Source organism: Streptosporangium sp. NPDC001559 (genome assembly GCF_042893955.1).
Classification (GTDB): Bacteria; Actinomycetota; Actinomycetes; order Streptosporangiales; family Streptosporangiaceae; genus Streptosporangium.
The window spans coordinates 184171-206570 of the sequence record NZ_JBIAVG010000009.1 but is presented as its reverse complement, the minus strand read 5'-3'; the positions used below and the strand labels follow the sequence as shown (position 1 = coordinate 206570).

Sequence of the window (22400 nt, the reverse complement as noted above, 5' to 3'; positions counted from 1 at the left end):
CAAGCGGCATGATCTCGCGAAAGTGCCAATGGGCGGGCAAGTGGACTGACCTCCCGTTACGCGTTGGCCGCCCGGCTGCGTTCCTCCTGCGGATACCTCCTGCGGGACAGGTGGGCGGGGTTCTCCCCGACCTTCATCAGGCCCGTCTCGTAGGCGTAGATCACCGCCCCCGCCCTGTTGCGCAGGTGTTTCTTGTGCAGCACGTTCTGGACGTGGGACTTGACGGTGCTCTCGCTGAGTGACAGGTCCCTGGAGATCTCCGCGTTGGTGTAGCCACGGGCCAGCAGGCGCAGCACGTCCAGTTCCCTGCTGGTCATGTCGGTCACCGGCGGCGTCCTGGGCGATCCCGTCGCGGTGGTCCTGACGGTCCGCTGGCACGCCTCGGGGGCCAGGAAGGAGTATCCGGCGGACAGCATCCTGATCGCGGCACGCAGTTCCTCGGCCGAGGCGTTGGTGAACAGCAGCCCTCCGACCTCGGGCTCGGCCATGTCGAGAGAGCGGGCGTCCCAGGCGTCGACGAGCGCGAGGAAGCGAGGGGTCTCGCCGGGGAGCTCCGCCACGATCTTCCTGGTCGCCTCGACGGAGTCGGCGCAGTCGCTGAGCGGCCCCATCACGACGACCTCGGGGCACAGGTCGCGGATGCTGCGGATGGTGTCCGTCGAGTCGGTCGTCTCACCGGTCACCGCCATGTCTCCGGTCTCGTCGAGGATCTCCCTCAGTCCGATCCGGAGAAGCGTGCGGCTCTCGGCCAGAAGGACCGTCTTCTTCTGGGTGGCATTCTTCATCGTCACCGTATCTGGCCTGGGAAATCGCGGTTTCGGCGGCTCTCGTCCTGCGTGCCTGGGGGTACGGCCCGCGCACGGGCCGTCAGGAGATCGCGAAGGTTCCGGATCGCGAGGTACGGCCGCCGCACGCGGAGGCCGCGCGCGTGTGTCGGCCGGGGCGTCCTCCCGGCGGGCCCGTCCCTGACGGGCGGACCATGGGTCATGGGGCGGGTCGGCTCGCGGTCGACAAGAGACACAGCGGACAGACCCCCACTATCCGGATACGCATACCTCGGGTATACAACAGCGCGATCGCAATGTATCTACCAATTTTTGTGACTTAACCCTCGCTATTTGCGACCGGAACGATATTCGGCCAGGTGGCGGCCTTACGAGAAAAGTCGATCAACACGAGGAACCATACGAAGTTCGGCATGGCCGGCGAGGCCCGCTCACCCATGTGATGGGCGGGACGATCACGAAGCGCTTATTTACCCAGCTAGTTGACACGTCCCGGAAACTTTCCGGTGACCGGCCCGTCCCCCGGGGGAACACGCCTCAAGATCGGCGCAAGGAAAGGGGCGGCCATATCCGGCGGCGTTTCGCGCGAACCCACGGCCCGGGAACGAAGGCGCCCCGGAAGCCGGAGCGGGGGCCTCAGCGCAGGCGGGGGGCGACCTCGATCACCCCGCACACCGCCCGCCAGACGTCCTTGGCCGCGAAACCGTCGGCGAGCGCCTGGTCCACCGTCCGGCCGCCCAGCTCGGCCAGGACGTAGTCGCGAGCCCACGACTCGGCGTAGGCGTCGCCGAAGTGCAGTTTCATCCGGTCCCAGAAATCCGACAGGCGCATCCCCCAAGTATGGCCCCGGCCGCGGGCGCCGGACGCCATGGACCGGCGAGCCCGGCGGTGGCGCGCGCCCGCCCCGGGGGCCACGGGAGAACGGGGGCGAGAATCCAATTTCACGGAAACGACGACCAAACATTCATCACGAGCCGTGATAAAGCCATCACCCTCCGAACGGGAAAGGGCCGTCCGTCGCGCGGGCGACATGGCGTCATATACAGAAATGCTTTCGGCACTCCTTTATGGATGTTCGGATCCTGATCAAACCGCGAAGGCGGAGAGGCTAGCGCAGTGCTTTCTCGATCGCGGCGAGGGTCGCGTCGTCCAGCATCTCCCCGTGCCCGCCGACGAAGTAGCGCTCCACCATCTCGAACACCACCGTCTCGCTCCCGGCGACCTTCTCCGCGACGTACCCGGGCCCCACCTTGGCGGGAGCGTCACTGCGCAGATAGGTCACGTCCGCGAAGTACGGCGTGATCCACGGCAGCGAGTTACGGGTGAACGAGTCGCCGACGAGCAGGGTCCTCGGCTCGTACAGCGGCGCCCCGGAGGAGGCGTTGGCCGTGCTGAACGAGGTGGGCAGCTGCGTGTCGTCCTGCTTGGTCCGCCGCACCCCCTGCCTGACCAGGGACCACCGGTCGATGATCTCCTCGCGTGGCGTGCCCAGCATCGGCCCGAGGTCGCCGACCCTGGGCTCCTGCCCGATCTTGACCAGGCTCGTGCCCCGCGCCAGCCGGGGGTCGAGCGTCTGGGCCAGTGTCGTGCCGTACAGTCCGCACGAACGCTCGTTCCAGTGGCTGTCGGTCCGCCAGTAGGTCGGCGCGCCGGTCTCCCGGCGCAGTCGTTGGAGCGGGCCCCGCAGGTCCATGTAACCGGGCGGGCGGGCCGCCTCAAGCGCCGTCCAGAACTCCTTCTTGCGTCTCTGCAGGCATCCCTGGCCGAGGAAGCGCTCCGGGAGCTCGTCGGGATAGGCGGTGGTCTTGTCCGGCGCGACGGTGAGCACGAACCTCCTGCCCGATCTCCGCACGATCTCGGCCAGCCTGCGCGTCCGCTCCAGGGTCTCGGCGACGCTCCAGCGCGGCCCGCACGCCTCGATCACGTCGTCCCCGAAGTAGAGCCAGCCGTTACGGCCCTCGATCGCCCGGGGATAGGTCGGTTTCCCGCCTGCGCTGTACGAAGGAAGCTGGCCGAACACCCTCTCCGACAGGGCGGCGTTGCCACGGATGGCGTACTGCCGCAGCGGCAGGTGGGCCACCGCCCAGGCCTCGGCCTTCGGGATGAGGTCCCAGCCCTCCGACAGTGAGGGGAACTCCGGCAGTTTCCGGTTCTCGATCTCGACGGCCCGGTCCCCCAGGGCGAAGGCCAGCGCGGGCCCGAAGAAGAACAGCCCGGCCGCCAGCAGCGTCGGCAGCCGCCCCCGGAAACGGCGGGGCCGGGTCCCCGAGGTCGCCGGTTCGGTCTCGACTGCGGTCATCGACGGCCTCTCTCTCAGAACTGGTAGTACAGGAACGGGCTGAAGGTGCCCGCGGCGACCAGGACCGCGGAGTAGGGGGCGGCCACCCACGTCACCACGGCGCGGGCCGCCACCGCCGTACGGCCCCGCCCCTCCTCGACCAGGCGGCCGAGTGTGAACGAGGCCGGCAGCAGCACCACGCCCAGCGCCAGCGCGAGGGTGAGCGTCCGCTGGTGGTTGAGCGCGAAGGCCGTGAACTCGTCCAGGCCGCCGGGCCGCCAGCCGAACATCGCCTGGAGGACGTCGACCGCCCCGGTCATCGTCTCCGCCCGGAAGAACACCCAGCCGACCACGACCAGCAGGAAGGTCACGGCGCGACGCAGCGCCGCGGCCGTGACGGTGCCCGGGGGGCGGTCCCAGCCCAGCAGCCGCTCGGCGACCAGCAGGCCTCCGTGGTACAGGCCCCAGACGAGGAAGGTCCAGTTGGCTCCGTGCCAGAAGCCGCAGAGCACGAAGATGACCAGCAGGTTGCGGTAGGTGACCAGGGTGCCCCGGCGGTTGCCGCCGAGCGGGATGTAGACGTAGTCGCGGAACCAGCGGGACAGGGACATGTGCCAGCGCCGCCAGAAGTCCGTCACCGAGTACGCCGAGTACGGCCGGTCGAAGTTCTCCGGAAGCCGGAAGCCCAGCATCATGCCCAGGCCGATGGCCATGTCGGAGTATCCGGAGAAGTCGAAGTAGATCTGGATCGTGTAGGCCACGGCCCCCACCCAGGCGGTCGGGGTGGTGATCTGGCCGCCCGCGTGGGCGAACGCGGCGTCCGCGACCGGGGCGATCGTGTCGGCGACGATCACCTTCTTGGCCAGCCCGAGGGCGAACCGGGGGAAGCCCGCTGCGAAGTCGGCGTACCTGTCACGCCGGGTGTCGGAGAGCTGCTCGGAGATCTCGTGGTACCGGACGATCGGCCCGGCGATGAGCTGGGGGAACATCGCGATGTAGGTGACGAACCGCACCGGGCTCCGCTGGGCGGGCCTGCTGCGCCGGTAGACGTCCACCACGTAGGACAGGTGGTGGAAGGTGAAGAACGATATGCCGATCGGCAGGGCGAGGCTCACGATCGGGCTGTGCCCCAGTCCCAGGGCGCTCGACAGGGCGTCGATCTGACGGCTGGCGAACCCGGCGTACTTCCACACCCCCAGGATCGTGAGGTCCCACACGATCGTCGTGACCAGCAGGCCCCTGCGTGTCCGCGGACGTTCCCTGAGCCGCTCCGAGTCCAGGGCGAGACCCATGGCGTAGTTCACGGCGATCACCGACAGCAGCAACGCCGTGTACGGCCCCGCCCCCCAGGTGTAGAAGACCAGGCTGACCACCGCGACGAGGGAGTTGCGCCAGCGCGAGGGGAGCACCCAGTAGGCCAGCAGCGTGACCGGCATGAGGAACCACAGGAACAAGGAGGAGGAGAACGACATCGGTGTCCCGGATAGAAGGATGAGGGGGCCGGGCTGGGCCTTTCGGGAAACGTGCGCGGCCGGGCGCGGGACCTGGGACTCCGCGGTCGCCTGCGCGGCCAGGCGAACGGGAGACCGGAATGAGATCCGCATATGTCACAGGAATCCATGGGACGCGCTCGACCATGGTTTCCCCTTCGGCGGATTCCAACGCGCGAAAGGACCGGCCAAGGACCTTCGGCGGCGATTCAGTTCACCCTATCCGTGCTTTTGGTCATGACATGACCGAATGACAGAGCGCACGCCATGCTACCGAAGGCCTCGCTCATCCGAGATACACATTCCTCCAGATCAACGCGATGACCGTACTATCCGGGCGTTTCTCCGGACTTCACACCGGGAGCGTGGAAACGAGGACGCTTTACGCGAAAATCCCTCTCAGGCACGGCCTTTCCGAGCCGGAAGGGCAGGACGGTCGAAGGCGAGGAGATCAGGCCGTTTCCTTCGTTTCACGGCATTCCCCCGGCCGTGACCGTCCGGCGTCCGACGGGGCCGCCGATCCACGACCCGTCAGGGCCGAGGGCCTTCCCGCGCGGGACGCGCCCACCCGGGAAGGCCTGGTCACAGGACGTGTGAGCCGTACATCTCGCCGAGGGGGTCGGCGAGCAGCTCCAGGCGGGTGCCGTCGGGGTCCCGGAAGTAGATGGAGGCGCCGCTCTCGATCTGGTGCGGAACCCCCGAGGCCTCCAGTTTGCCGCGCAGTCGTTCCCAGGTCGCCGGATCGACGGACAGGGCGATGTGGTGCAGGCCGCCGAGCACCTCCCGGTAGGGGCCGACGTCCAGGCCGGGGAAGTCGAAGAAGGCCAGCAGGTTGCCGTTTCCCACGTCGAAGAAGAAATGGTTCGAGCCTCGGTAGTCGCGGTTCTCGACGATCTCGGTGAGGGGGAACTCCAGCAGGTCCTGATAGAAGGCGATCGTGGTCTCGACGTCCGAGCAGAGCAGCGCGACGTGGTGCAGGCCTCTGACGCTGCTCGGCGGACGGCGATCCCTGAGGTGCTCCGCCTTGATTCGTTCACGTGCCGCCTCGATGGCGGGGTGGTCGATGCTCATCGCGCACGCTCACCGGCTTGGTTGCTCACCTGGGATCTATCTCCGCCTTGATGGTGGATGAACCTTTTCTGACTCATGCCCTACTTCTGGGTTCCACCCGGCATCACGAATTTGGATAAAAGCTATTAAGGACGACTTAGTGTGATCTTTCCCCCTGTCAGCGGGGTGGAGCGCGGGACGGATTCTGTCGGTGGCGCCGTGCACTATGGAGCGGTGGCCGGGCCGTCCGGCCGGGGCGAGACGAGGGGGCGATCTCACGTGCGTGAGGCGGACACCGATCCCGTGGGCGGGGCGCTCAGTCTTTTCACCCCCGTGACCAGGCAGTGGTTCACCGGGGCCTTCTCCGCCCCGACCGCCGCGCAGGAGGGCGCGTGGGCGTCCATCGCCCGGGGCGACGACACTCTCGTGGTCGCGCCGACCGGGTCGGGCAAGACCCTGGCCGCGTTCCTGTGGTCACTCGACCGGTTGGCGGCGCGGGCTGAGGAACGGCCGGAGGAGGAGCCCTCCCGGCGGTGCCGGGTGCTCTACGTGTCCCCGCTCAAGGCGCTGGCGGTCGACGTCGAGCGCAACCTCAGGGCACCGCTGGCCGGGCTGCGGCAGACCGCCCGGCGGCTCGGGCTCCCGGTGCCGGAGATCTCGGTGGCGATCCGCTCGGGCGACACCTCCGCCGAGGAGCGCAGGCGTTTCGCCGCCAAACCGTCCGACATCCTCATCACCACCCCGGAGTCGCTGTTCCTGCTGCTGACCAGCAAGGCCCGCGAGGCTCTGCGCGGTGTCGAGACCGTCATCCTCGACGAGGTGCACGCGGTCGCGGCGACCAAGCGCGGCGCGCACCTGGCCCTCAGCCTCGAACGGCTCGACGCCCTGCTCGCCCGCCGCGCCCAGCGCGTCGGGCTGTCGGCGACCGTGCGCCCGGTGAGCGAGGTCGCCACCTTCCTCGGCGGCGGGAAACCCGCCGTGGTGGTCCAGCCACCCTCGGACAAGGTGATCGAGGTCGAGGTCGTCGTCCCCGTCGAGGACATGACCGAGCTCGACGCCCCGGTACGGCCTGCCGACCCCTCCGACGAGGAGCGGTGGCTGGCCGGTCCCGCGCCCAGACGCTCCATCTGGCCGCACGTCGAGGAGCGGTTGTTCGACCTGATCGGGCGGCACCGCTCGACGATCGTGTTCGCCAACTCGCGGCGGCTGGCCGAACGGCTGTGCACCCGCCTCAACGAGCTGGCCTGGCAGCACGGGGTGGGATCCCAGCCGGAGCCGGGGGCCGGGGAGCCCGCCCACTGGGCCGATGGCTTCCCCACTCCCCCCGGCTCCCCCGCGCCTCCGGCCTCCCTGGCGACCCCTGCGGCGATGATGGCGCAGGCCGGGGCCTCGAAGGGCGCCCTCCCTGAGATCGTGCGGGCCCACCACGGCTCGGTCTCCAAGCAGGAGCGTTCCCAGATCGAGGAGGCCCTGAAGTCGGGGCGGCTGCCCGCGGTGGTCGCGACCTCCAGCCTGGAGCTCGGCATCGACATGGGCTCGGTCGACCTGGTCGCCTGCGTCGAGTCGCCGCCGAGCGTGGCCAGTGGCCTGCAGCGCATCGGCAGGGCCGGTCACCAGGTCGGAGCGGTCTCCCGTGGCGTGATCTTCCCCAAATACCGGGGCGATCTGGTTCAGACGGCCGTGGTCGCCGAGCGGATGCGCGACGGGCGGATCGAGGAGCTGCGCTACCCGCGCAATCCGCTCGACGTGCTGGCCCAGCAGATCGTGGCGATGACGGCGCTCGACGACTGGACGGTCGACGAGCTGGAGACGGTGGTACGGCGTGCCGCGCCGTACCACGGGCTGCCCCGCAGCGCGCTTGAGGCGACGCTCGACATGCTCGCCGGGCGCTACCCCAGCGAGGAGTTCGCCGAACTGCGGCCACGTGTCGTGTGGGACCGGGTCACGGGCACGCTGAGCGGGCGCCCCGGCTCCCAGCGGCTGGCGGTGACCAACGGGGGCACGATCCCGGACCGGGGACTGTTCGGCGTGTTCCTCGCCGGGGAGAAGTCCTCCCGGGTGGGCGAGCTGGACGAGGAGATGGTCTACGAGTCCCGCGCCGGGGACGTGTTCGTGCTGGGCGCGACCTCGTGGCGGATCGAGGACATCACGGCCGACCGGGTCCTGGTCTCCCCCGCCCCGGGTCAGCCGGGCAAGCTGCCCTTCTGGCACGGTGACAGCGCGGGCCGCCCGGCCGAGCTGGGCAGGGCGATCGGCGAGTTCCTGCGGGAGATGTCCGCCGCGGGCGCGGACTCGGACGGCGGGAAGACCACGGAGTCGTCCGCCTCCGGCGGGCCGGACCCGGCGGAGACGACACGGAGGCGGCGGAGACAGGGGCGGGGCCCGGAGGAGGACGGCGACGCGGCGCGCGAGGCCGCCCTGTCCCGCATCCGGGCGGCCGGGCTCGACGAGCTCGCCGCCGCGAATCTGCTGTCCTACCTGGCCGAACAGCGGGAGGCGACCGGCTACGTGCCGGACGACCGGACGTTGCTGGTCGAGCGGTTCCACGACGAGCTCGGCGACTGGAGGGTCGTGGTGCACTCGCCGTACGGCGCCAGGGTGCACGCGCCGTGGGCCCTGGCGATCGGGCGGCGGCTGCGGGAGCGCTACGGCACCGACGTCCAGGCGGTGCACTCCGACGACGGCATCGTGCTGCGCGTCCCCGACACGCTCTCCGGGCCTCCCTCGGACATCGCGGTCTTCGACCCCGAGGAGATCGAACGGATCGTCACCGAGGAACTCGGTGGTTCGGCGCTGTTCGCGGCGCGTTTCCGTGAGTGCGCGGGCCGGTCGCTGCTGCTGCCCAAGCGCGTACCGGGCAGGCGCACCCCGCTGTGGCAGCAGCGGCAGCGGGCCTCGCACCTGCTCGGCGTCGCCGGAAGATACGCCTCCTTCCCCGTGGTTCTCGAGACGATGCGCGAGTGCCTGCAGGACGTGTTCGACGTCCCCGGGCTGGCCGGGCTCATGCGCGACATCGCGGCCAGGCGGGTGCGGCTGGTCGAGGTCGAGACCGGGCAGGCGTCGCCGTTCGCGGCGTCGCTGATGTTCAACTACGTGGGCGCGTTCATGTACGAGGGAGACGCCCCGCTGGCGGAGCGCCGGGCCCAGGCGCTCGCCCTCGACACGAGTCTGCTGGCCGAGTTGCTCGGCCAGGCCGACCTGCGTGAGCTGCTCGACCCCGACGTGATCGCCGACACCGAGCGGGAGCTCGCACGGCTCGACCGGCCGTTGCGCGACGCCGAGGACCTGGCCGACCTGCTCCGCTCGCACGGCCCGCTGGTCGCGGCGGATGTGAGCCTGCGTGAGGGCGACCCGGCCTGGCTCGGCGCGCTTGAGGCCGCCAGGCGGGCGATCAGGGTGCGGATCGCCGGGCAGGAGCAGTGGGCGGCGATCGAGGACGCCGCCCGGCTGCGTGACGCGCTCGGCGCGCCGTTGCCCGTCGGGGTGCCGCACGTGTTCCTCGAACCGGTCGAGGATCCCCTCGGTGACCTCGTCTCCAGGCACGCCCGCACGCGCGGGCCGTTCTCGGCGGACACCGCCGCCGCGAGGTTCGGTCTCGGGCCCGCCGTCGTCACCGACGCGCTGCGCCGCCTGGCCGTCCACGGCAGGGTGGTGAACGGGGAGTTCAGGCCCGGAGGCCGGGGTGAGGAGTGGTGCGACGGCGGGGTGCTGCGGACCCTGCGCCGCAGGTCTCTGGCCAGGCTCCGCAAGGAGGTCGAGCCGGTTCCCCCGGAGGCCCTGGCCGCCTTCTCCCCCGCCTGGCATGGCATCACCGGCGGTCCGCAGCGGGGCAGGCCGCCCATCGACGCGCTGGCCGGGGCCATCGAGCAGTTGCAGGGGGCGGCGGTGCCCGCCTCCGCGCTGGAGACGCTGATCCTGCCCTCGCGGGTGCCCGGATACGACCCCTCGATGCTCGACGAGCTGACCTCCTCCGGCGAGGTCGTCTGGGCGGGTCAGGGTTCGCTGCCAGGTGGAGACGGCTGGGTCGCGTTGTACTTCGCCGACACCGCCCCGCTGCTGATGCCCGATCCGGTGGAGATCACCATGACACCGGTGCACGAGCGGGTGCTCGACGTCCTGAACGGCGGGGGCGCGTTGTTCTTCCGCGACCTGTCCGGCCGGGTCGGCTCCCTGATGCCGGGCGCGATCCCGGACGACGGCGCGCTCGCCGCCGCGCTGTGGGACCTGGTGTGGGCGGGGCGGATCACCGGCGACACGCTCGCGCCGCTGCGCGCCACGCTCGGCACCGGGCGCCCCGCCCACCGCAGGGCGCCTTCGCGCAGCAGGCGCGCGGTGCTTCCCAGCCGGAGCGGACCGCCGACCGTCGGCGGGCGCTGGTGGTCGCTGCCCGCCCCCTCGCAGGACGCGACCCAGCGCGCGCACGCCCAGGCGGAGGTCCTGCTGGAGCGGCACGGCGTGGTGACCCGTGGCGCGGTCGCCGCCGAGCGGCTGCCCGGCGGGTTCGCCGCGGTCTATCCCGTGCTACGCGCCTTCGAGGAGAGCGGCCGGTGCCGCAGAGGTTACTTCGTCGAGGGGCTTGGCGGGGCGCAGTTCGCGCTGGCCGGCGCGGTCGACCGGATGCGCGCGACCTCGGCGCCGCCCGTTCGCCCGCCCGTCTCCCCGCTCGACGATCCGGCCGCCGGGGTGTCTTCGGACCCGTGGCGGACCGGCCCGCCGGTCATGGACACCGGGGGTGAGAACGAGTGGGGCGGCAGGTCGTGGGGAACCCGGGGCGGAGGGCCTCGAAATGCGGCGTCACGGGGTGAGGCCTCGCGACGGGCGGTCGTGCTGGCGGCGACCGACCCGGCCAACCCGTACGGCGCCGCCCTGCCGTGGCCCGCGCACCCGGGAGAGGTCTCCCACAAACCGGGCAGGAAGGCGGGTTCCCTGGTGGTGCTGGTCGACGGGCACCTGGTTCTCTATGTGGAACGCGGCGGCAGGACCCTGCTGTCCTTCGCCGACGGCGACGTCCTGCAGCCCGCGGTCGACGCCCTCGCGCTGGCCGTACGCGACGGGGCGCTGGGCAAACTGACCGTCGAACGGGCCGACGGCACCGCCATCAACGACTCCCCGCTGGGTGCCGCCCTCGAATCCGCCGGATTCCACCCGACCCCCAGGGGGTTGCGTCTGCGCGCCTGACCCGGCACCGTCCCGTGCGGTGAAGTGAGCGCGGCGCGGATCGCGTTCACCCCCGGAGTTCCGAGGGACGCCCTGAGGCGTCACGGGCGAAGGTGGAGGTCATGGGCCGTCGTGGCCTTCACCGGGAACGGTTCGGGGACGGCGTTCGGTGAGGGTGAGGCTCAACGCCAGGCAGAGCAGCGGGACGGCGGGCAGCCAGTACCTACTGTCGTAGGCGGTGACGGCCACCGGGCCCACGATGAGGGCGAACGCCATGGCCAACGGCAACACCCCGGCCGGTGTGGTCCTCCTACAAGCCTCCGAACTCCGGGCCTCCGGATTTTGAGTCTCCGGATTTTGAGTCTCCGTACCCCGGGTGTCCAGCCCCGGGGTAACCGACCCCGCGATGTCCGAACTCTGGGACTCCGGACTCTGGACGCCCAGACTCTGGACACCCGGCCCTAGGATGCCCGGACGCGGGACGCCCAGACTCTGGACACCCGGCCCTAGGATGCCCGGACGCGGGACGTCCGGGCTTCGGGCGAACCGGCTTCTGACGTCCAGGCTCCAGACCCTCCGGCTCCGGACGTCCCGGCTCTGGGCGTCCCGGCTTTCGACGCTCCGGGGCTGAACGTCCTGGGTTCGGACGCCCCGGATCCAGACTCGCCAGGTCCGGAGGCCTTGGGTTCGGGTGTTCGGGATGAGACGGACCGCGCAGGCCAGGAGGGCTCCCGCCGCGAGGACGCCGAACAGCGGTCCGGGCAGGAAGCCGAAGGCCTGGTAGGCACGCATCACCCCCGCCGCGGGCTCGACGACCCGGGTCTCCGGCCGTCCGCGCCCGTAGGCCAGCAGGTCGGCCCTGATGCCTCCACCGGGGATCCTGACCCCGTCGGGCAGCGGGCCTTCGGTGTTGGGGAGGACGTAACGGTTGTAGACGACCGGCACCGCACCCGGCACCGGTCCTCTTCGCCAGCTCAGCGTCCTGCGCAGGTCCTCACCGACCACCCGGAGATAGTCCAGCGGCTGGGCGATGACGGCGCGCCGGGCCAGGTCTCCCGCCAGGGCGTCGATCCTCGGCTGGAACAGGTCGGCTCGGGTGACGACGGGGTGGCCGGGCACCCGGCGCAGGGGCGACCAGTCCGACCAGATGAAGTACGGCGAGGCCGGACGCGAGCCGACCGGCTGGGACGGGCACAGGACGGCCTCCTCCTGCGGCGGCCTGATTCTCCGGCAGTCGGCGAACGGCATGGTCCTGGCCCACAGCCACACCCCGTTGCCCCCGTTGAGCGCGGGGGTGCCGTGCCAGGCGCCGTACCACGCGGCGTAGCCGCCGAGCGGGATCGCGACCGCGACCAGCGCCGTGAGCAGGGCTCGCACGCCCGCACGGGCGACCAGGAGGTAGGCGGCGAGCAGCGGGAGCAGCACGAGCCCGATCGAGCGGGTGAGCGCCGCCGCGGCCAGCAGCAGCCCGGCCGCGGCCACGCGGCCGGGGGTGACCCCGGGCGTCCAGAGCACGACCGCGACGGCGGTGACCACCAGGAACGTGAAGGGGACGTCGCTCAGGATCGTGTGCTCGAAGAAGATCTGATAGACGTCGAGAAGGACGGGGGCGGCTGCGAGCACCGCCCACCCCGTCCGTGCCCCGGCCGCCCTGCGGCGGACGAGCGCGTAGATCGCCGTCCCGGTCGCCAGCCCCATCAGATGCTGGAGGATCGCGACGGCGGCGAAACTGTGCAGCGGTCGCAGGAGCCACAGCAGCAGGGAGTAGCCGCTGGGACGGACCTCGTAGGGCTGCGGCCGTTCGGCGACGCCCACGTAGTCGAAGGAGTCCTCGAACCACACGACCGGCGAGTAACCCATGACGGTGAGAACACGAAGCGCCACCGCGACCAGCAGGACGGCCAGGAAGAGCCGGTGCCGCCCAGGTGAGGGAATCTGCGGGCGAACGCGAACATTCTTCCGTTCGGGACTGACAGCCTTCATGATCGCTTTTATATATTGACGTAAGGGCATTCGTGATCTTTTGTGGGATACATGCACCACAGAGAAGTAATCTAGGGATTTTCCCCCGAGCCACCGCCGCCACCCTGTGGCTTTTAATACGTATTTTCGGGATATATCCCTGAAAGTCTGGTTATCCAGGAACCCCTGAGAGCCCCGAAGAACGGCTGAACGGCGCCGCTCGTTGAGCGACGCCGTTCAGGCGGTACGGCCCCCACGCCCCCGCGGGGTCGTACCGCTCGGCCGTGTCCGACTGACGGCTCCCCTTCGGGTTCACGTCGTCAGGCGGCTGACACGGCCGCGGACGGCGGTGTTGGGCCCGCCGCATCCCTCATGGGCGAGCCGTCCGCCGTCCCCTGCGGCGCCGGTGCCGTGTTCGGGCGCGCGATGGAGCCACGCGCTCGCCGGGCCTCGGCGACCGGCGCCCCGCCCGTCCGTCCCGCCACTCACCGCGACCTGCGCGGCCGTACCGGCATGGCTGTACCGGTACGTCGAGCGGAACGGTCACCTCCGGCACCGGACGGCGCCCACCGTCATCCCCCGGCGAGCACCCCCGGAGCTCAGGAAACCGTACGAACCCCCGTGAAACGCATGATCCCCTCCTGCCCCGCGCACGGACCGGACGGGAGGCACCCCCGTTCGAGCCGCGCAGAACAAGCATCGCGAACAGCAAAATCAACCACAATCATTAAAATGATCCTTAAAAGGTGCGCACTCCCGAGATCGGGACAAAAATATGGCCTCAGCGGGACGGGACATCCACCGCGGAAGCACCGAAAGGGGGGCACCCTATGCAGGGGTTTTCCGAACTCCGTCTCGGGCGCCTGGACGAGGTCAAGGTTTCGGTCGTGCTCCACCCCGGGGCCACGCTGCTGTCACTGACGGCCGGGACTCTTGGGGGCCGTCCACACGGCGTTCCAAGGCACTGGCAGAAGGCGGTCATGTCCGCCGCCCCGCGCAACGCGGCCGAGGTGCTGCGCCCGCTGTTCGCCCCGTCCTTCTCGGTCATCCCCGACTGTGTCAGCCCGGCGGTCTCGATGTCGGAGCCCGACGCCGACACCCATCTGGAGCGGCTGGCCGACCTCTCGCCCGACACCCTGCTCGCCGAACTCGAAACGGAGTTCCGGCCCGCCGTCCCCGCCCAGTGGCGGCCCGTCGTCGAACGCCCCGGCGCGTGGATCCAGGCCTACTCGCACCTCATGCGCGTGCTGTGGCAGGAGTTCAGGCCGGTCTGGCGCCGGGCGGACAGCCTGCTCAAGCGGGAGCGGGAGCGGATCGGGGCCGCCGCGGTCACCGACCGCCTGGAGACGGTCATGGGCAACCTCAGCCCGCGCTTCCACTTCTCCGGCACCACGCTCGGCCTTCCCGACCAGCAGGCCAAGCGGTTCGACCTGGCCGGGCGGCGGCTCGCCCTGGTGCCGATCGTGTCGGGCAACGGCGCGAGCATCTTCGCCTTCGACGACCCCGGGATGGTGTGGATCGGCTACCCGCTGCCCGCGCTGGGGGTGCTGTGGGACGACGGCGACCAGAAGAACGCCCCGCCCGACTCCCTGGCCCTCACCCTGGGGCAGGCCCGTGCCGCCATCCTGCGGGCCGCCGGGGCCTCGCTCACCATGAGCGAGGTCGCCTCCCTGCTGCGCTCGACCCCTGCCGCGGCGACCTACCACTGCGCCCAGCTCGAGGCCGCGGGGCTGCTGGATCGCGAGCGCCACGGCCGCCACGTGCGCGTCCGGGCGACCGCGAAGGGCGAGGCGCTGGTCGCCCTGCTGGCCTGAGCCGTACACGCCGGGACAGGACACGCCGGGACGAGACACGCGGGGATGACTCCTCGCCGGAGGTGGGTATCCCACATGGGCCCGTACAACCTCCAGAAAGGCCGGCCCGTGATCCAGGAACATCGTTACGTCGTGGTCGGCGCCGGGCCCGCGGGGTTGCAGATCGGCTACTTCCTGCAGGAACGGGGCGCCGACTACGTGATCGTCGAGCGGGAGCGGTCCGCGGGCGACTTCTTCGCCCGCTTTCCCCGGCACCGGCGGCTGATCTCGATCAACAGGGCCCGGGACTGGTCCGACGATCCGGAGCTCAGGCTGCGCTGGGACTGGAACTCGCTGCTGAGCGACGATCCGTCCCTGCTGTTCCCCGCCTACAGCGACGACTACTTCCCCTCCCCCGACGACCTGCGGCGCTATCTCGCCGACTTCCACACCACCCACGACCTGCGGATCGCCTTCGGCACCGGGATCAGCCGGGTGACCTGCAAGGAGGAGGGGTTCCGGCTCGAAACCGAGGGCGGCGACCAGTTCCAGGCCGAGTGCCTGATCTGGGCCTGCGGATGGGGTGGACCGTACGTTCCCGACATCCCCGGCATCGAGCACGCCGAGGGCTATGAGGACATGACGGTTGATCCCGAGTCGTTCCTCGGCAAACGGGTGCTGATCCTGGGCAAGGGCAACGCGGCCTTCGAGACGGCGCACGCCCTGCGCGACCACGCCTCGGCGATCCACCTGGCCAGCCCTAGGCCGGTCAGGCTCGCCTGGAACTCCAGGCATCCGGGGGACGTGCGCGGCTGTCACGGCACGCTGCTCGACAGCCACCACTTCAGCTCGCTGCACGCGCTGCTCGACTGCTCGGTCGAGCGGATCTCCTTCGACGGCACGGTCTACACCGCCGACGTCGTCCACAACCACGCGGGCGGCGGCCCCGAGAGGCTGGAGTACGACGCGGTGCTGCGCTGCACCGGCTTCCGGATGGACACCGAGGTGTTCGCCGACGAGCTGCGGACCCTCCCGGGCGGGAGGCTGCCCGCGCTCACCTCCGACTGGGAGTCCGCCGGTCTCCCCGGGCTCTACGTGGCGGGCACCGTGATGCAGGCCCGGGACGCCAGGCGGGGTTCCTCGGCGTTCATCTACGGCTTCCGCTACAACCTGCGCACGCTCAGCCGCCTGCTCGCCGAGCGCTACGACGGGGTACGGCTGCCGCGCACCCCCGTCCCCCGGCCCGCGCTGACCGGGACGGTCCTCGACCGGGTCAACCGCAGTTCGGCCCTGTGGGCGCAGGCGGGCTACCTGGTCGACGCCCTGGTGATCACCGAGCACGGCATCGAGCGCTACGAGGAGCTTCCCGAGGACTACGCCGTCGAGCGCTTCGGAGATCTGGTGACCGTCGGCCTGTGGCAGAGCAGGGAGCCCGGCCCCGACGACCTGGAGGCCGTCGCGCTGGGGGCCGAGCGGCTCCCGCTGCCCGAGGGGGTGCCCCGCGGTGCCGGGAGCGGGGCCATCCATCCGGCGGTGCGGGTCTTCAGGAACGGCGTGCTGACCGGCGAACTGCACCTGCCCGACAGCGTGGCCGCCCGGTGGCGGGACCCGGAGCGGCACGTGGCACCGCTCGACCGCTTCTTCGACCGGCTGCTGCCCCGGTGAACGCACCCGGACCCGAGGGAGCACCTGCGAGCCCGTACGGCGTGCTCAGGCGGGCTGGAGCCGTCTGACGACGGCCTCGGCGACGCCTCTGGCGCTGCCGGGGTTCTGACCGGTGATCAGCCGGTCGTCCTCGACGACGTGGGCCTCGAACGGCCTACCGGCGATGTAGTGGGCCCCGAGCAGCTTCAGCTCCTCCTGGAGGCTGTAGGGGACGGCGTCCTCGCGGTCGGCCGCCTCCTCCTCCGGCCAGGAGAAGCCGGTGACGTCCCTGCCCCTGACCAGCGGCTCCCCGTTCGAGAGCGTGACGTTCAGCAGCCCGCAGGGGCCGTGGCAGACGGCCGAGACGACGCGCCCGCTCTCGTGGAACCCGGCGACCAGCGACTCCAGGTCGTCGCTGCGCGGGAAGTCGAACATGACCCCGTGCCCGCCGGTGAGATAGATCGCGTCGTAGTCCTCGACGTCGACGTCGGCCACCTTCCTGGTGTCGTCGAGGAGGTTCATGAACCTCCTGTCCCGATAGCGCCGTTCCGTGCCCAGTTCCGCCAGCACGTCGTGGGCCAGGCTCTCCGGGTCGATGGGGATCGTGCCGCCGGACGGGCTCGCGATGTCCAGGGAGAACCCGGCCCGCTCGGCGTAGTCCCAGAAGTGCGTCAGCTCCCCCAGCCACAGGCCCGTCCGCATGCCCGCCTTCTCGTACTCGCCGACGTTGGTGACGACGACCAGGATCCTCTTCGTCGCTGACATGTCCGCTCCTTCACGCGGGAACCCTCCGTCCCGCCGGGTTACCCGCCCCAAAACACCACAAACCGCCCAGGGTCAGTGGAGGAGCAGATCGATCACCCCCGCGGTGCCCTCGTCACCGTGGCCGTCGGCCAGGCGGCGTTCCATCAGGGACGTGAACGGGGTGAGCAGTTCGGCGCTGACCCCCTGCTCCTGGGCCGTCCGCAGCATCGTCGCGTTGCCCTCGACCATCATGGCGAGGTTGGAGGTCACGTTCCTGGTGTAGTCGCCGCTCTCCAGGTGGTCGGCGATACCGTAGGTGTAGGAGGTCATGGCGTTGAGCCAGGCCACCAGCGTGGGGGCGAACTCCTTCGGCGAGATGTCCTTCTCCCCGCGCAGCAGGGCGAAGGCGTGCGTGACCCCGGCGAACATCCCGGTCATCGCGCTCAGCAACGCCACGTCCTGCAGCGCGGCGTACCCGGCGTCCTCCCCGACGTGAACGGGCCGCGCCGGTACGGCCAGCGTGTCCCGGTGCTCGTCGAAGAGGTCGCGTGAGCCGCTGTAGAAGATGAAGGCCCCCGACTCCGGGGCGCCGATCATCGGGGGGACCGCCATGACGCCGCCGTCCAGGAAGCGGGCGCCGCGTTCGGCGGCCCAGGCGGCGCGGGCGCGTCCCTGCCCGGGGGTGCCGGTGGTGAGGTTGACCAGGTCCCTGCCCGTCAGGTCGGCGCCGTCCAGGGTCTCCCCGACGGAGGCGTCGTCGAGCAGGCAGGTCACCACGAGGCGGTTGGCGGCCACCGCCTCCGCCGCGCTCCCTGCGATCCGCGCACCCTGTCCGGCGAGCGCCTCGGCCCTGCCCGGGGTACGGTTCCAGACGGTCAGCCGGTGACCGGCGGTCAGCCAGGCCTGGGCCAGCGCGGTACCCATGGCGCCGAGGCCGAGCAGAGTGAGTCCGGAAGTGTTGTCGTTCATGCCGACTAGGCTGGATCTCGGACCCCGGAACGATCAAGTACGCACTTCGAAGTGGGTGCTTACCCCGGGGTGAGTGAGCAGGCAGGAGGGCTGGAGATGGCGACCGTACCCAGGCCGGGGGCGTACGTCTGCGGGATCGACGCGGCGATGGACGTGATCGGCGGGAAGTGGAAGGTCCTGATCCTCTGGGCGCTCGACGAACGGCCGTGCCGCTTCGGCGAGCTGCGCAGGCTGGTGCCGGGGGTGACCGAGAAGGTGCTCGCCTCCCACCTGCGCGAGCTTGAGGGGGACGGCATCGTGCACCGCGAGGTGTACGCCGAGGTGCCGCCCAGGGTCGAGTACTCCCTGACCCCGCTGGGCGCCTCCCTCAACGCGGCGCTGGGCCCGCTGGGCGCCTGGGGCAGGGAGCACCTGCTCGGCGGTGTGGAGGAGAACGCCGAGCGGGCCTCCTGACCGGGCCCACGCCGTACGGCCCGCCCCCTTGAATACACCCAGGAACCGGGACGGGCCGTATGGGAGGGAGACGTCAGGGGTTCAGACGGTGCAGGTCACGGGGGAACAACGTCGCGCGGCGGATGTTGTCGGCGCCGGTCAGCCTGGCGGTCCACCGTTCGAGCCCCAGGGCGAACCCGCCGTGCGGCGGCATGCCGTGCCGGAAGGCCGACAGATACCCCTCGTACGGCTCGGCGGACTCGCCCTTGGCGGCCAGGACGGCGAGATAGTCCTCGTACCGGTGCAGACGCTGGCCTCCGGTGACCAGTTCGAGGCCCCGGAAGAGCAGGTCGAAGCTGTTGGAGTACTCCGGCCTGCCCGGCTGGGGATGGGTGTAGAACGGCCGCTTGACCATCGGATAGCCGGTGACGAACAGGAACTCGCTGCCGTGCTCGTTCAGCGCCCACTCCGACAGCCAGCGCTCGTGGGACGGGGCGAGGTCCGGCTCTCCCCTGGGGTCCTCGGCGGTGTGCGCGGCGATGAGCTCCTGCGCCTCGGCGAAGTGGATCTCCGGGATGCGCTCGGGCACCTTGGGCAGCGCGACGTCCAGCAGCGCGCACTCCTCGCCCGCCTGACCTGCGACGGCCTCCGTCATGCCCGCCAGAACCTCGCGCAGCACCGCCATCACGTCCCGATGGTCGGTGACGAACCCGAGTTCGGCGTCCAGCGAGGTGTACTGGGCCAGGTGCCGCGCGGTGTCGTGCGGCTCGGCCCGGAAGACCGGGCCGGTCTCGTAGACCCGCTCGAAGACCCCGACCATGGCCTGCTTGAAGAACTGCGGAGACTGCGCCAGGTAGGCGGGGGTGCCGAACCAGTCGATCGCGAAGACGTTGGCGCCCGACTCGGTCGCCGAGGCCACCACCTTCGGCGTGTGGATCTCGGTGAAGCCGAGACCGTCGAGCGCCGCCCTGAAGCCCGCGACCGAGGCGGCCGAGATGACGTGCGGGGCGCGCAGCGCCGGGTGGCGCAGCGTGACCGGGGCGTGGTCGAGGATGGTCGGCAGTGTCGCGGGCACCCCGGGCCGGTAGAGGTCGAACGGCGGGGCCTCGGCGGGCCCCGACAGGGCGACGACCTCGGGGGAGGTCAGCTCGACCCCTCCGGGGGCCTGTGGGTTGGCGGTCACGGTCCCGGTGACGCTCAGGACCGTCTCCTCGGGGTGGCCGTCGGCCTCGGCCATGGCCTCGGGGCCGGTGAAGACGGCCTGGGCCAGGCCTGACCGGTCCCGCAGGATGAGGAAGACCACGGATTTCAGGGTCCGTCCCCGGTGCAGCCAGCCCTGGACGGTGACCCGGTCGCCGATTCGCCGTGGAAGCTCGGCGGCCAGGGTACGAGTGGATGTGGAGATCATCACAAACCTCAACTCAGTGAGTGGTGATCCCTTGGGAGTGCGGGCGAGAAGGGAACTCGCGGTGCCACCGCACTTTCGCCGCCGTCACGACGGCCTCGACGGCCCGATCACGGGGGCCGGCCGGCGGGGCATTGGGCGCGTGCGCCGTTTCTCCCCGCACTCGGGAGGGTCTTCGCCCCTGGGGACAGGTCCGCCTTCGCAGCTTCCGGCGGCTCTCTCCGACCTGTCCGTGCCCGGGGACTACTCGTCTCCGTCAACGCGTTGCCGGAAGATTACGTTCGCTCCGCCGCCCACCGCAACCGCACGCGCCGCCGGCCCCGCTCGCGGCGGGAGGACACGCCCTAGTCTGTGGGCGTGCCGGAATCACTGATCTTGACGGACCCCCTCCAGCGCCAGTCGCACCCGGCTGGGATCGTCGGCGCCCACGACGGGAGCGTCGACCTGCGAAAACAGCGGTCCGAGCTCACCGGGAGCCGCCCGATCATCCGCGCCCTCCCCTGCCTTCCCGGCGGCGTCACACCCGGCCCGTCCGGCGTGACCAAGACCGCCCTGGGCTCGTGACCGTGGAGGCGACGCTCACCGCGTGTGACGTGCGGGTCGACCTGGGCGGGCAGGCGGTGCTGCGCGGAGTCGGCCTGACGGCGGGCCCCGGAGAGATCGTGGCCGTCATCGGGGAGAACGGCGCGGGCAAGTCGACGTTGCTGCGCTGCCTGGCCGGGCTGGAGATCCCCGCGGACGGCCAGGTCATGGTGCTGGGCGAACCTCCGGTGGACACCGCGGGGTTCTGGCGCGAGGTGGCGCTGACCGGCGACGAACCCGCCTGGTATCCGGGACTGAGCGTCCGGGAGCACCTGGAGCTGGTGGCGACGGTACACGGTGGCGGGCGGATGGACACCGAGGCGGCCCTCGCCGCGTTCGACCTTGAGGGACGCGCCGACCTGCACCCGCTGACCCTGTCGACCGGGCAGCGCCAGCGAGTCTCACTGGCCGCGACACTGGTCAGGCCGAGCCGCCTGCTGCTGCTCGACGAGCCGGAACGCGGCCTTGACGCCGCCTTCCGCGACCGCCTGGCGGACCTCCTGCGTGAGTACGCCGCGCGGGGCGGCGCCGTCGTCATGGCCACCCACGACCTCGCTCTCGCCGAGGCCTGCGGCGCCCGCCCGGTCAGGCTGGAGGCGGCGCGATGAGACGCTGGCAGGACCGGTACACGACGTTGTTCGGCGTCGCCATGGCGCTCGCGGTCCTCGGCAGGCCGGTCGCCTCCGTGCTGGAGAACCTCGTCCACCCGGCCGATCCCCGGCAGGTGGGAGCCGGGCTGGCGCTGGTCACCGTGGCCTACGCGGGTTACCTGGCCGTCGTCAGGATGGCCGGGCCGGTGGTGCTCGGCGCCGCCGACGCCTCCTGGCGCCTGCTCTCACCGCTGCCGCGCCGTACCGTCCTGGGCGGGACGGCGCGGACGTTGCTCGTGATCTCGGTTCTGGGCGGGCTGGTGCTGGGCACGACGCTGGTCGCCGTACTCGGCGCTCCCGACCTGCTCCCCCTGCGGCTGGCGGCCGCGCTGGTGATCGGCCTCGGCGCCGGGCTCGGCGGCATGGCGATGGGGGTTCTCGGTCAGGCCTTCCCCACCTGGGACGCCTGGTTGCAGGCCCTGATCGCCCTCACCGTGGCGGTGGCCGTACTGATGGCCGTGTCCGGTTCGGGGCCCGGCCGGGTGGCGGCCGCCCTCCCCGCCGGGGCGGTCGGCGCGATCGCCTGCTGCGCGGCGGCGGTGGCCGCGTTCCTGGTACGGCGGGCCTGGACGGCGCTCGGCCGTGTCCCCGCCCGCGCGATCCTGGCCGCCTCCGCCCGGTCGGGAAGGGTGGCCCAGGCGACCGTGACCCTGGACCCGGGCGCGCTGACCTGGTCGGTCGAGGACAACCACTGGCGGGGCCGGGCGCTGCGCTCGCGCCGCTGGCCGGTACCGGGCGCCTGGGCGCTGGCCTGGCAGGAGGCCCGCCGCGCCGGACGCCGTCCGGTACGGCTCGCGGTGCTGGCCGGTGCCGCCGCGCTGCCCGCCCTGGCCGTGACCGCCGGGTTGTCCCAGGTGGCCGTCGCGCTGACGGCCATGGGCGCGCTCGCCGCGGCGGTCTCCGTCACCTCCGGTGCCCGCCGTGACGGTGACAATCCCGCCCTGCTGCGGGCGCTCGCCGTAGGCCCCCGTACCGCGTCGGCCATACGGGCTCTGCCGCCCGCCCTGCTCGGCGCCTGCTGGCTGGGGGCGGCCCTGACCGGGCTGAGCGTCTCGGGTGCCCTCGGCACGGGTACGTGGTGGCCGCTGCTCGGTCCGGCCTGCGGCCCCGTCCTGGCGGTCGCGGCGCTGCGGATGGCCAGGAGGCGCCCGATCGACCACTCCATGCCGGTCATCGACACTCCGAGCGGCGCGATTCCCACGGGGCCGCTGCTGTGGGCGCTGACCGGCGTCGACCTCGCCCTGCCCGGCTGCGCGCCCGCCCTGCTGGCCCTGGCCGTACGGCCCGCCGACCCGCTGCCCTTCCTGGTGGCGCAGGCGCTGACCGGCCTGGCGCTCCTGGGCGGCTACGTCGCGCTGTCCGCAGGCGGTTCCCGGAGGCGGCCCGCCGGGAACGGGCGCGCACCGGCGGCGGATTCACCCTCGCCGAACGGGAGGCCCTGATGGCCGCGCCGCCCCTG

General features: G+C 71.4%; 16 protein-coding genes. 7 read left to right on the top strand and 9 right to left on the bottom strand.

From position 1 onward, the window contains the following. Nucleotides 1-56: 56 nt before the first annotated feature. The 5 genes from ACFYY8_RS21380 to ACFYY8_RS21360 form a co-directional block, all read right to left on the bottom strand. Nucleotides 57-785, bottom strand: coding sequence for a response regulator transcription factor (locus ACFYY8_RS21380; RefSeq protein WP_390043415.1), 729 nt, complete (start codon nucleotides 783-785; stop codon nucleotides 57-59). 636 nt (nucleotides 786-1421) lie between these two features. Then, on the bottom strand, nucleotides 1422-1616 hold the full coding sequence (locus ACFYY8_RS21375; protein ID WP_390043413.1) for a DUF3046 domain-containing protein: 195 nt from the start codon (nucleotides 1614-1616) through the stop codon (nucleotides 1422-1424). Between the two features lie 277 nt (nucleotides 1617-1893). Then, entirely contained in the window at nucleotides 1894-3084 is a 1191-nt protein-coding gene (locus ACFYY8_RS21370) for a hypothetical protein (RefSeq protein WP_390043411.1), read from the bottom strand. A gap of 14 nt (nucleotides 3085-3098) precedes the next feature. Then, nucleotides 3099-4535, bottom strand: coding sequence for an MBOAT family O-acyltransferase (locus tag ACFYY8_RS21365; protein ID WP_390043409.1), 1437 nt, complete (start codon nucleotides 4533-4535; stop codon nucleotides 3099-3101). Between the two features lie 600 nt (nucleotides 4536-5135). Then, nucleotides 5136-5624 carry a VOC family protein gene (locus ACFYY8_RS21360; RefSeq protein WP_390043407.1) on the bottom strand — a complete coding sequence of 163 codons (489 nt, stop codon included), beginning with the start codon at nucleotides 5622-5624 and terminating at the stop codon, nucleotides 5136-5138. A 258-nt stretch (nucleotides 5625-5882) separates the two neighbouring features. Here ACFYY8_RS21360 and ACFYY8_RS21355 point away from each other — a divergent pair, with 258 nt between their 5' ends. After that, nucleotides 5883-10781 (top strand): ATP-dependent helicase, encoded by a 4899-nt coding sequence (locus ACFYY8_RS21355; protein WP_390043405.1) that lies wholly within the window; start codon nucleotides 5883-5885, stop codon nucleotides 10779-10781. A 99-nt stretch (nucleotides 10782-10880) separates the two neighbouring features. Here the strand turns inward: ACFYY8_RS21355 and ACFYY8_RS21350 are convergent, their stop codons facing one another. Next, nucleotides 10881-12743 (bottom strand): hypothetical protein, encoded by a 1863-nt coding sequence (locus tag ACFYY8_RS21350; RefSeq protein WP_390043403.1) that lies wholly within the window; start codon nucleotides 12741-12743, stop codon nucleotides 10881-10883. A gap of 809 nt (nucleotides 12744-13552) precedes the next feature. On the opposite strand from ACFYY8_RS21350, the gene ACFYY8_RS21345 reads away from it, so the two are divergent. Both ACFYY8_RS21345 and ACFYY8_RS21340 read left to right on the top strand, forming a co-directional pair. Continuing rightward, nucleotides 13553-14536, top strand: a complete 984-nt coding sequence (locus tag ACFYY8_RS21345; RefSeq protein WP_390043401.1) for a hypothetical protein — start codon at nucleotides 13553-13555, stop codon at nucleotides 14534-14536. A 108-nt stretch (nucleotides 14537-14644) separates the two neighbouring features. After that, the gene (locus ACFYY8_RS21340; RefSeq protein WP_390043400.1) at nucleotides 14645-16180 is read left to right on the top strand and encodes an NAD(P)-binding domain-containing protein; all 1536 of its coding nucleotides are present in this window, start codon (nucleotides 14645-14647) and stop codon (nucleotides 16178-16180) included. A gap of 45 nt (nucleotides 16181-16225) precedes the next feature. Here ACFYY8_RS21340 and ACFYY8_RS21335 read toward each other — a convergent pair whose 3' ends face one another. Then, a complete protein-coding gene (locus ACFYY8_RS21335) occupies nucleotides 16226-16924 on the bottom strand; it encodes a type 1 glutamine amidotransferase domain-containing protein (RefSeq protein WP_390043398.1) in 699 nt (232 codons plus the stop codon). Between the two features lie 72 nt (nucleotides 16925-16996). Next, entirely contained in the window at nucleotides 16997-17872 is an 876-nt protein-coding gene (locus tag ACFYY8_RS21330; RefSeq protein ID WP_390043396.1) for an NAD(P)-dependent oxidoreductase, read from the bottom strand. Between the two features lie 96 nt (nucleotides 17873-17968). Here ACFYY8_RS21330 and ACFYY8_RS21325 point away from each other — a divergent pair, with 96 nt between their 5' ends. Then, the gene (locus ACFYY8_RS21325; RefSeq protein ID WP_390043394.1) at nucleotides 17969-18325 is read left to right on the top strand and encodes a winged helix-turn-helix transcriptional regulator; all 357 of its coding nucleotides are present in this window, start codon (nucleotides 17969-17971) and stop codon (nucleotides 18323-18325) included. Between the two features lie 73 nt (nucleotides 18326-18398). Here ACFYY8_RS21325 and aspS read toward each other — a convergent pair whose 3' ends face one another. Continuing rightward, the gene (gene aspS, locus ACFYY8_RS21320; protein WP_390043392.1) at nucleotides 18399-19712 is read right to left on the bottom strand and encodes an aspartate--tRNA(Asn) ligase; all 1314 of its coding nucleotides are present in this window, start codon (nucleotides 19710-19712) and stop codon (nucleotides 18399-18401) included. 354 nt (nucleotides 19713-20066) lie between these two features. On the opposite strand from aspS, the gene ACFYY8_RS21315 reads away from it, so the two are divergent. From ACFYY8_RS21315 to ACFYY8_RS21305, 3 genes are read left to right on the top strand one after another with little or no spacing between them, the layout of a single operon-like run. Further along, nucleotides 20067-20273: a hypothetical protein gene (locus ACFYY8_RS21315; RefSeq protein WP_390043390.1), complete on the top strand. Its 207-nt coding sequence runs from the start codon at nucleotides 20067-20069 to the stop codon at nucleotides 20271-20273. After that, the gene (gene ccmA / locus ACFYY8_RS21310) at nucleotides 20270-20899 is read left to right on the top strand and encodes a heme ABC exporter ATP-binding protein CcmA (RefSeq protein ID WP_390043388.1); all 630 of its coding nucleotides are present in this window, start codon (nucleotides 20270-20272) and stop codon (nucleotides 20897-20899) included. Before ACFYY8_RS21315 ends, ccmA begins: the two co-directional genes overlap by 4 nt. Continuing rightward, nucleotides 20896-22383: a DUF6297 family protein gene (locus ACFYY8_RS21305; RefSeq protein ID WP_390043386.1), complete on the top strand. Its 1488-nt coding sequence runs from the start codon at nucleotides 20896-20898 to the stop codon at nucleotides 22381-22383. The genes ccmA and ACFYY8_RS21305 overlap by 4 nt, the downstream gene beginning before the upstream one ends. The last annotated feature ends 17 nt before the right edge of the window (nucleotides 22384-22400 follow it).

What these genes read in the sequence shown, in the direction of transcription:
- ACFYY8_RS21380 (WP_390043415.1), bottom strand. Translation starts at nt 785, where the DNA reads ATGAAGAATGCCACCCAGAAGAAGACGGTCCTTCTGGCCGAGAGCCGC.
- ACFYY8_RS21375 (WP_390043413.1), bottom strand. Translation starts at nt 1,616, where the DNA reads ATGCGCCTGTCGGATTTCTGGGACCGGATGAAACTGCACTTCGGCGAC.
- ACFYY8_RS21370 (WP_390043411.1), bottom strand. Translation starts at nt 3,084, where the DNA reads ATGACCGCAGTCGAGACCGAACCGGCGACCTCGGGGACCCGGCCCCGC.
- ACFYY8_RS21365 (WP_390043409.1), bottom strand. Translation starts at nt 4,535, where the DNA reads ATGTCGTTCTCCTCCTCCTTGTTCCTGTGGTTCCTCATGCCGGTCACG.
- ACFYY8_RS21360 (WP_390043407.1), bottom strand. Translation starts at nt 5,624, where the DNA reads ATGAGCATCGACCACCCCGCCATCGAGGCGGCACGTGAACGAATCAAG.
- ACFYY8_RS21350 (WP_390043403.1), bottom strand. Translation starts at nt 12,743, where the DNA reads ATGAAGGCTGTCAGTCCCGAACGGAAGAATGTTCGCGTTCGCCCGCAG.
- ACFYY8_RS21345 (WP_390043401.1), top strand. Translation starts at nt 13,553, where the DNA reads ATGCAGGGGTTTTCCGAACTCCGTCTCGGGCGCCTGGACGAGGTCAAG.
- ACFYY8_RS21335 (WP_390043398.1), bottom strand. Translation starts at nt 16,924, where the DNA reads ATGTCAGCGACGAAGAGGATCCTGGTCGTCGTCACCAACGTCGGCGAG.
- ACFYY8_RS21330 (WP_390043396.1), bottom strand. Translation starts at nt 17,872, where the DNA reads ATGAACGACAACACTTCCGGACTCACTCTGCTCGGCCTCGGCGCCATG.
- ACFYY8_RS21325 (WP_390043394.1), top strand. Translation starts at nt 17,969, where the DNA reads ATGGCGACCGTACCCAGGCCGGGGGCGTACGTCTGCGGGATCGACGCG.
- aspS (WP_390043392.1), bottom strand. Translation starts at nt 19,712, where the DNA reads ATGATCTCCACATCCACTCGTACCCTGGCCGCCGAGCTTCCACGGCGA.
- ACFYY8_RS21305 (WP_390043386.1), top strand. Translation starts at nt 20,896, where the DNA reads ATGAGACGCTGGCAGGACCGGTACACGACGTTGTTCGGCGTCGCCATG.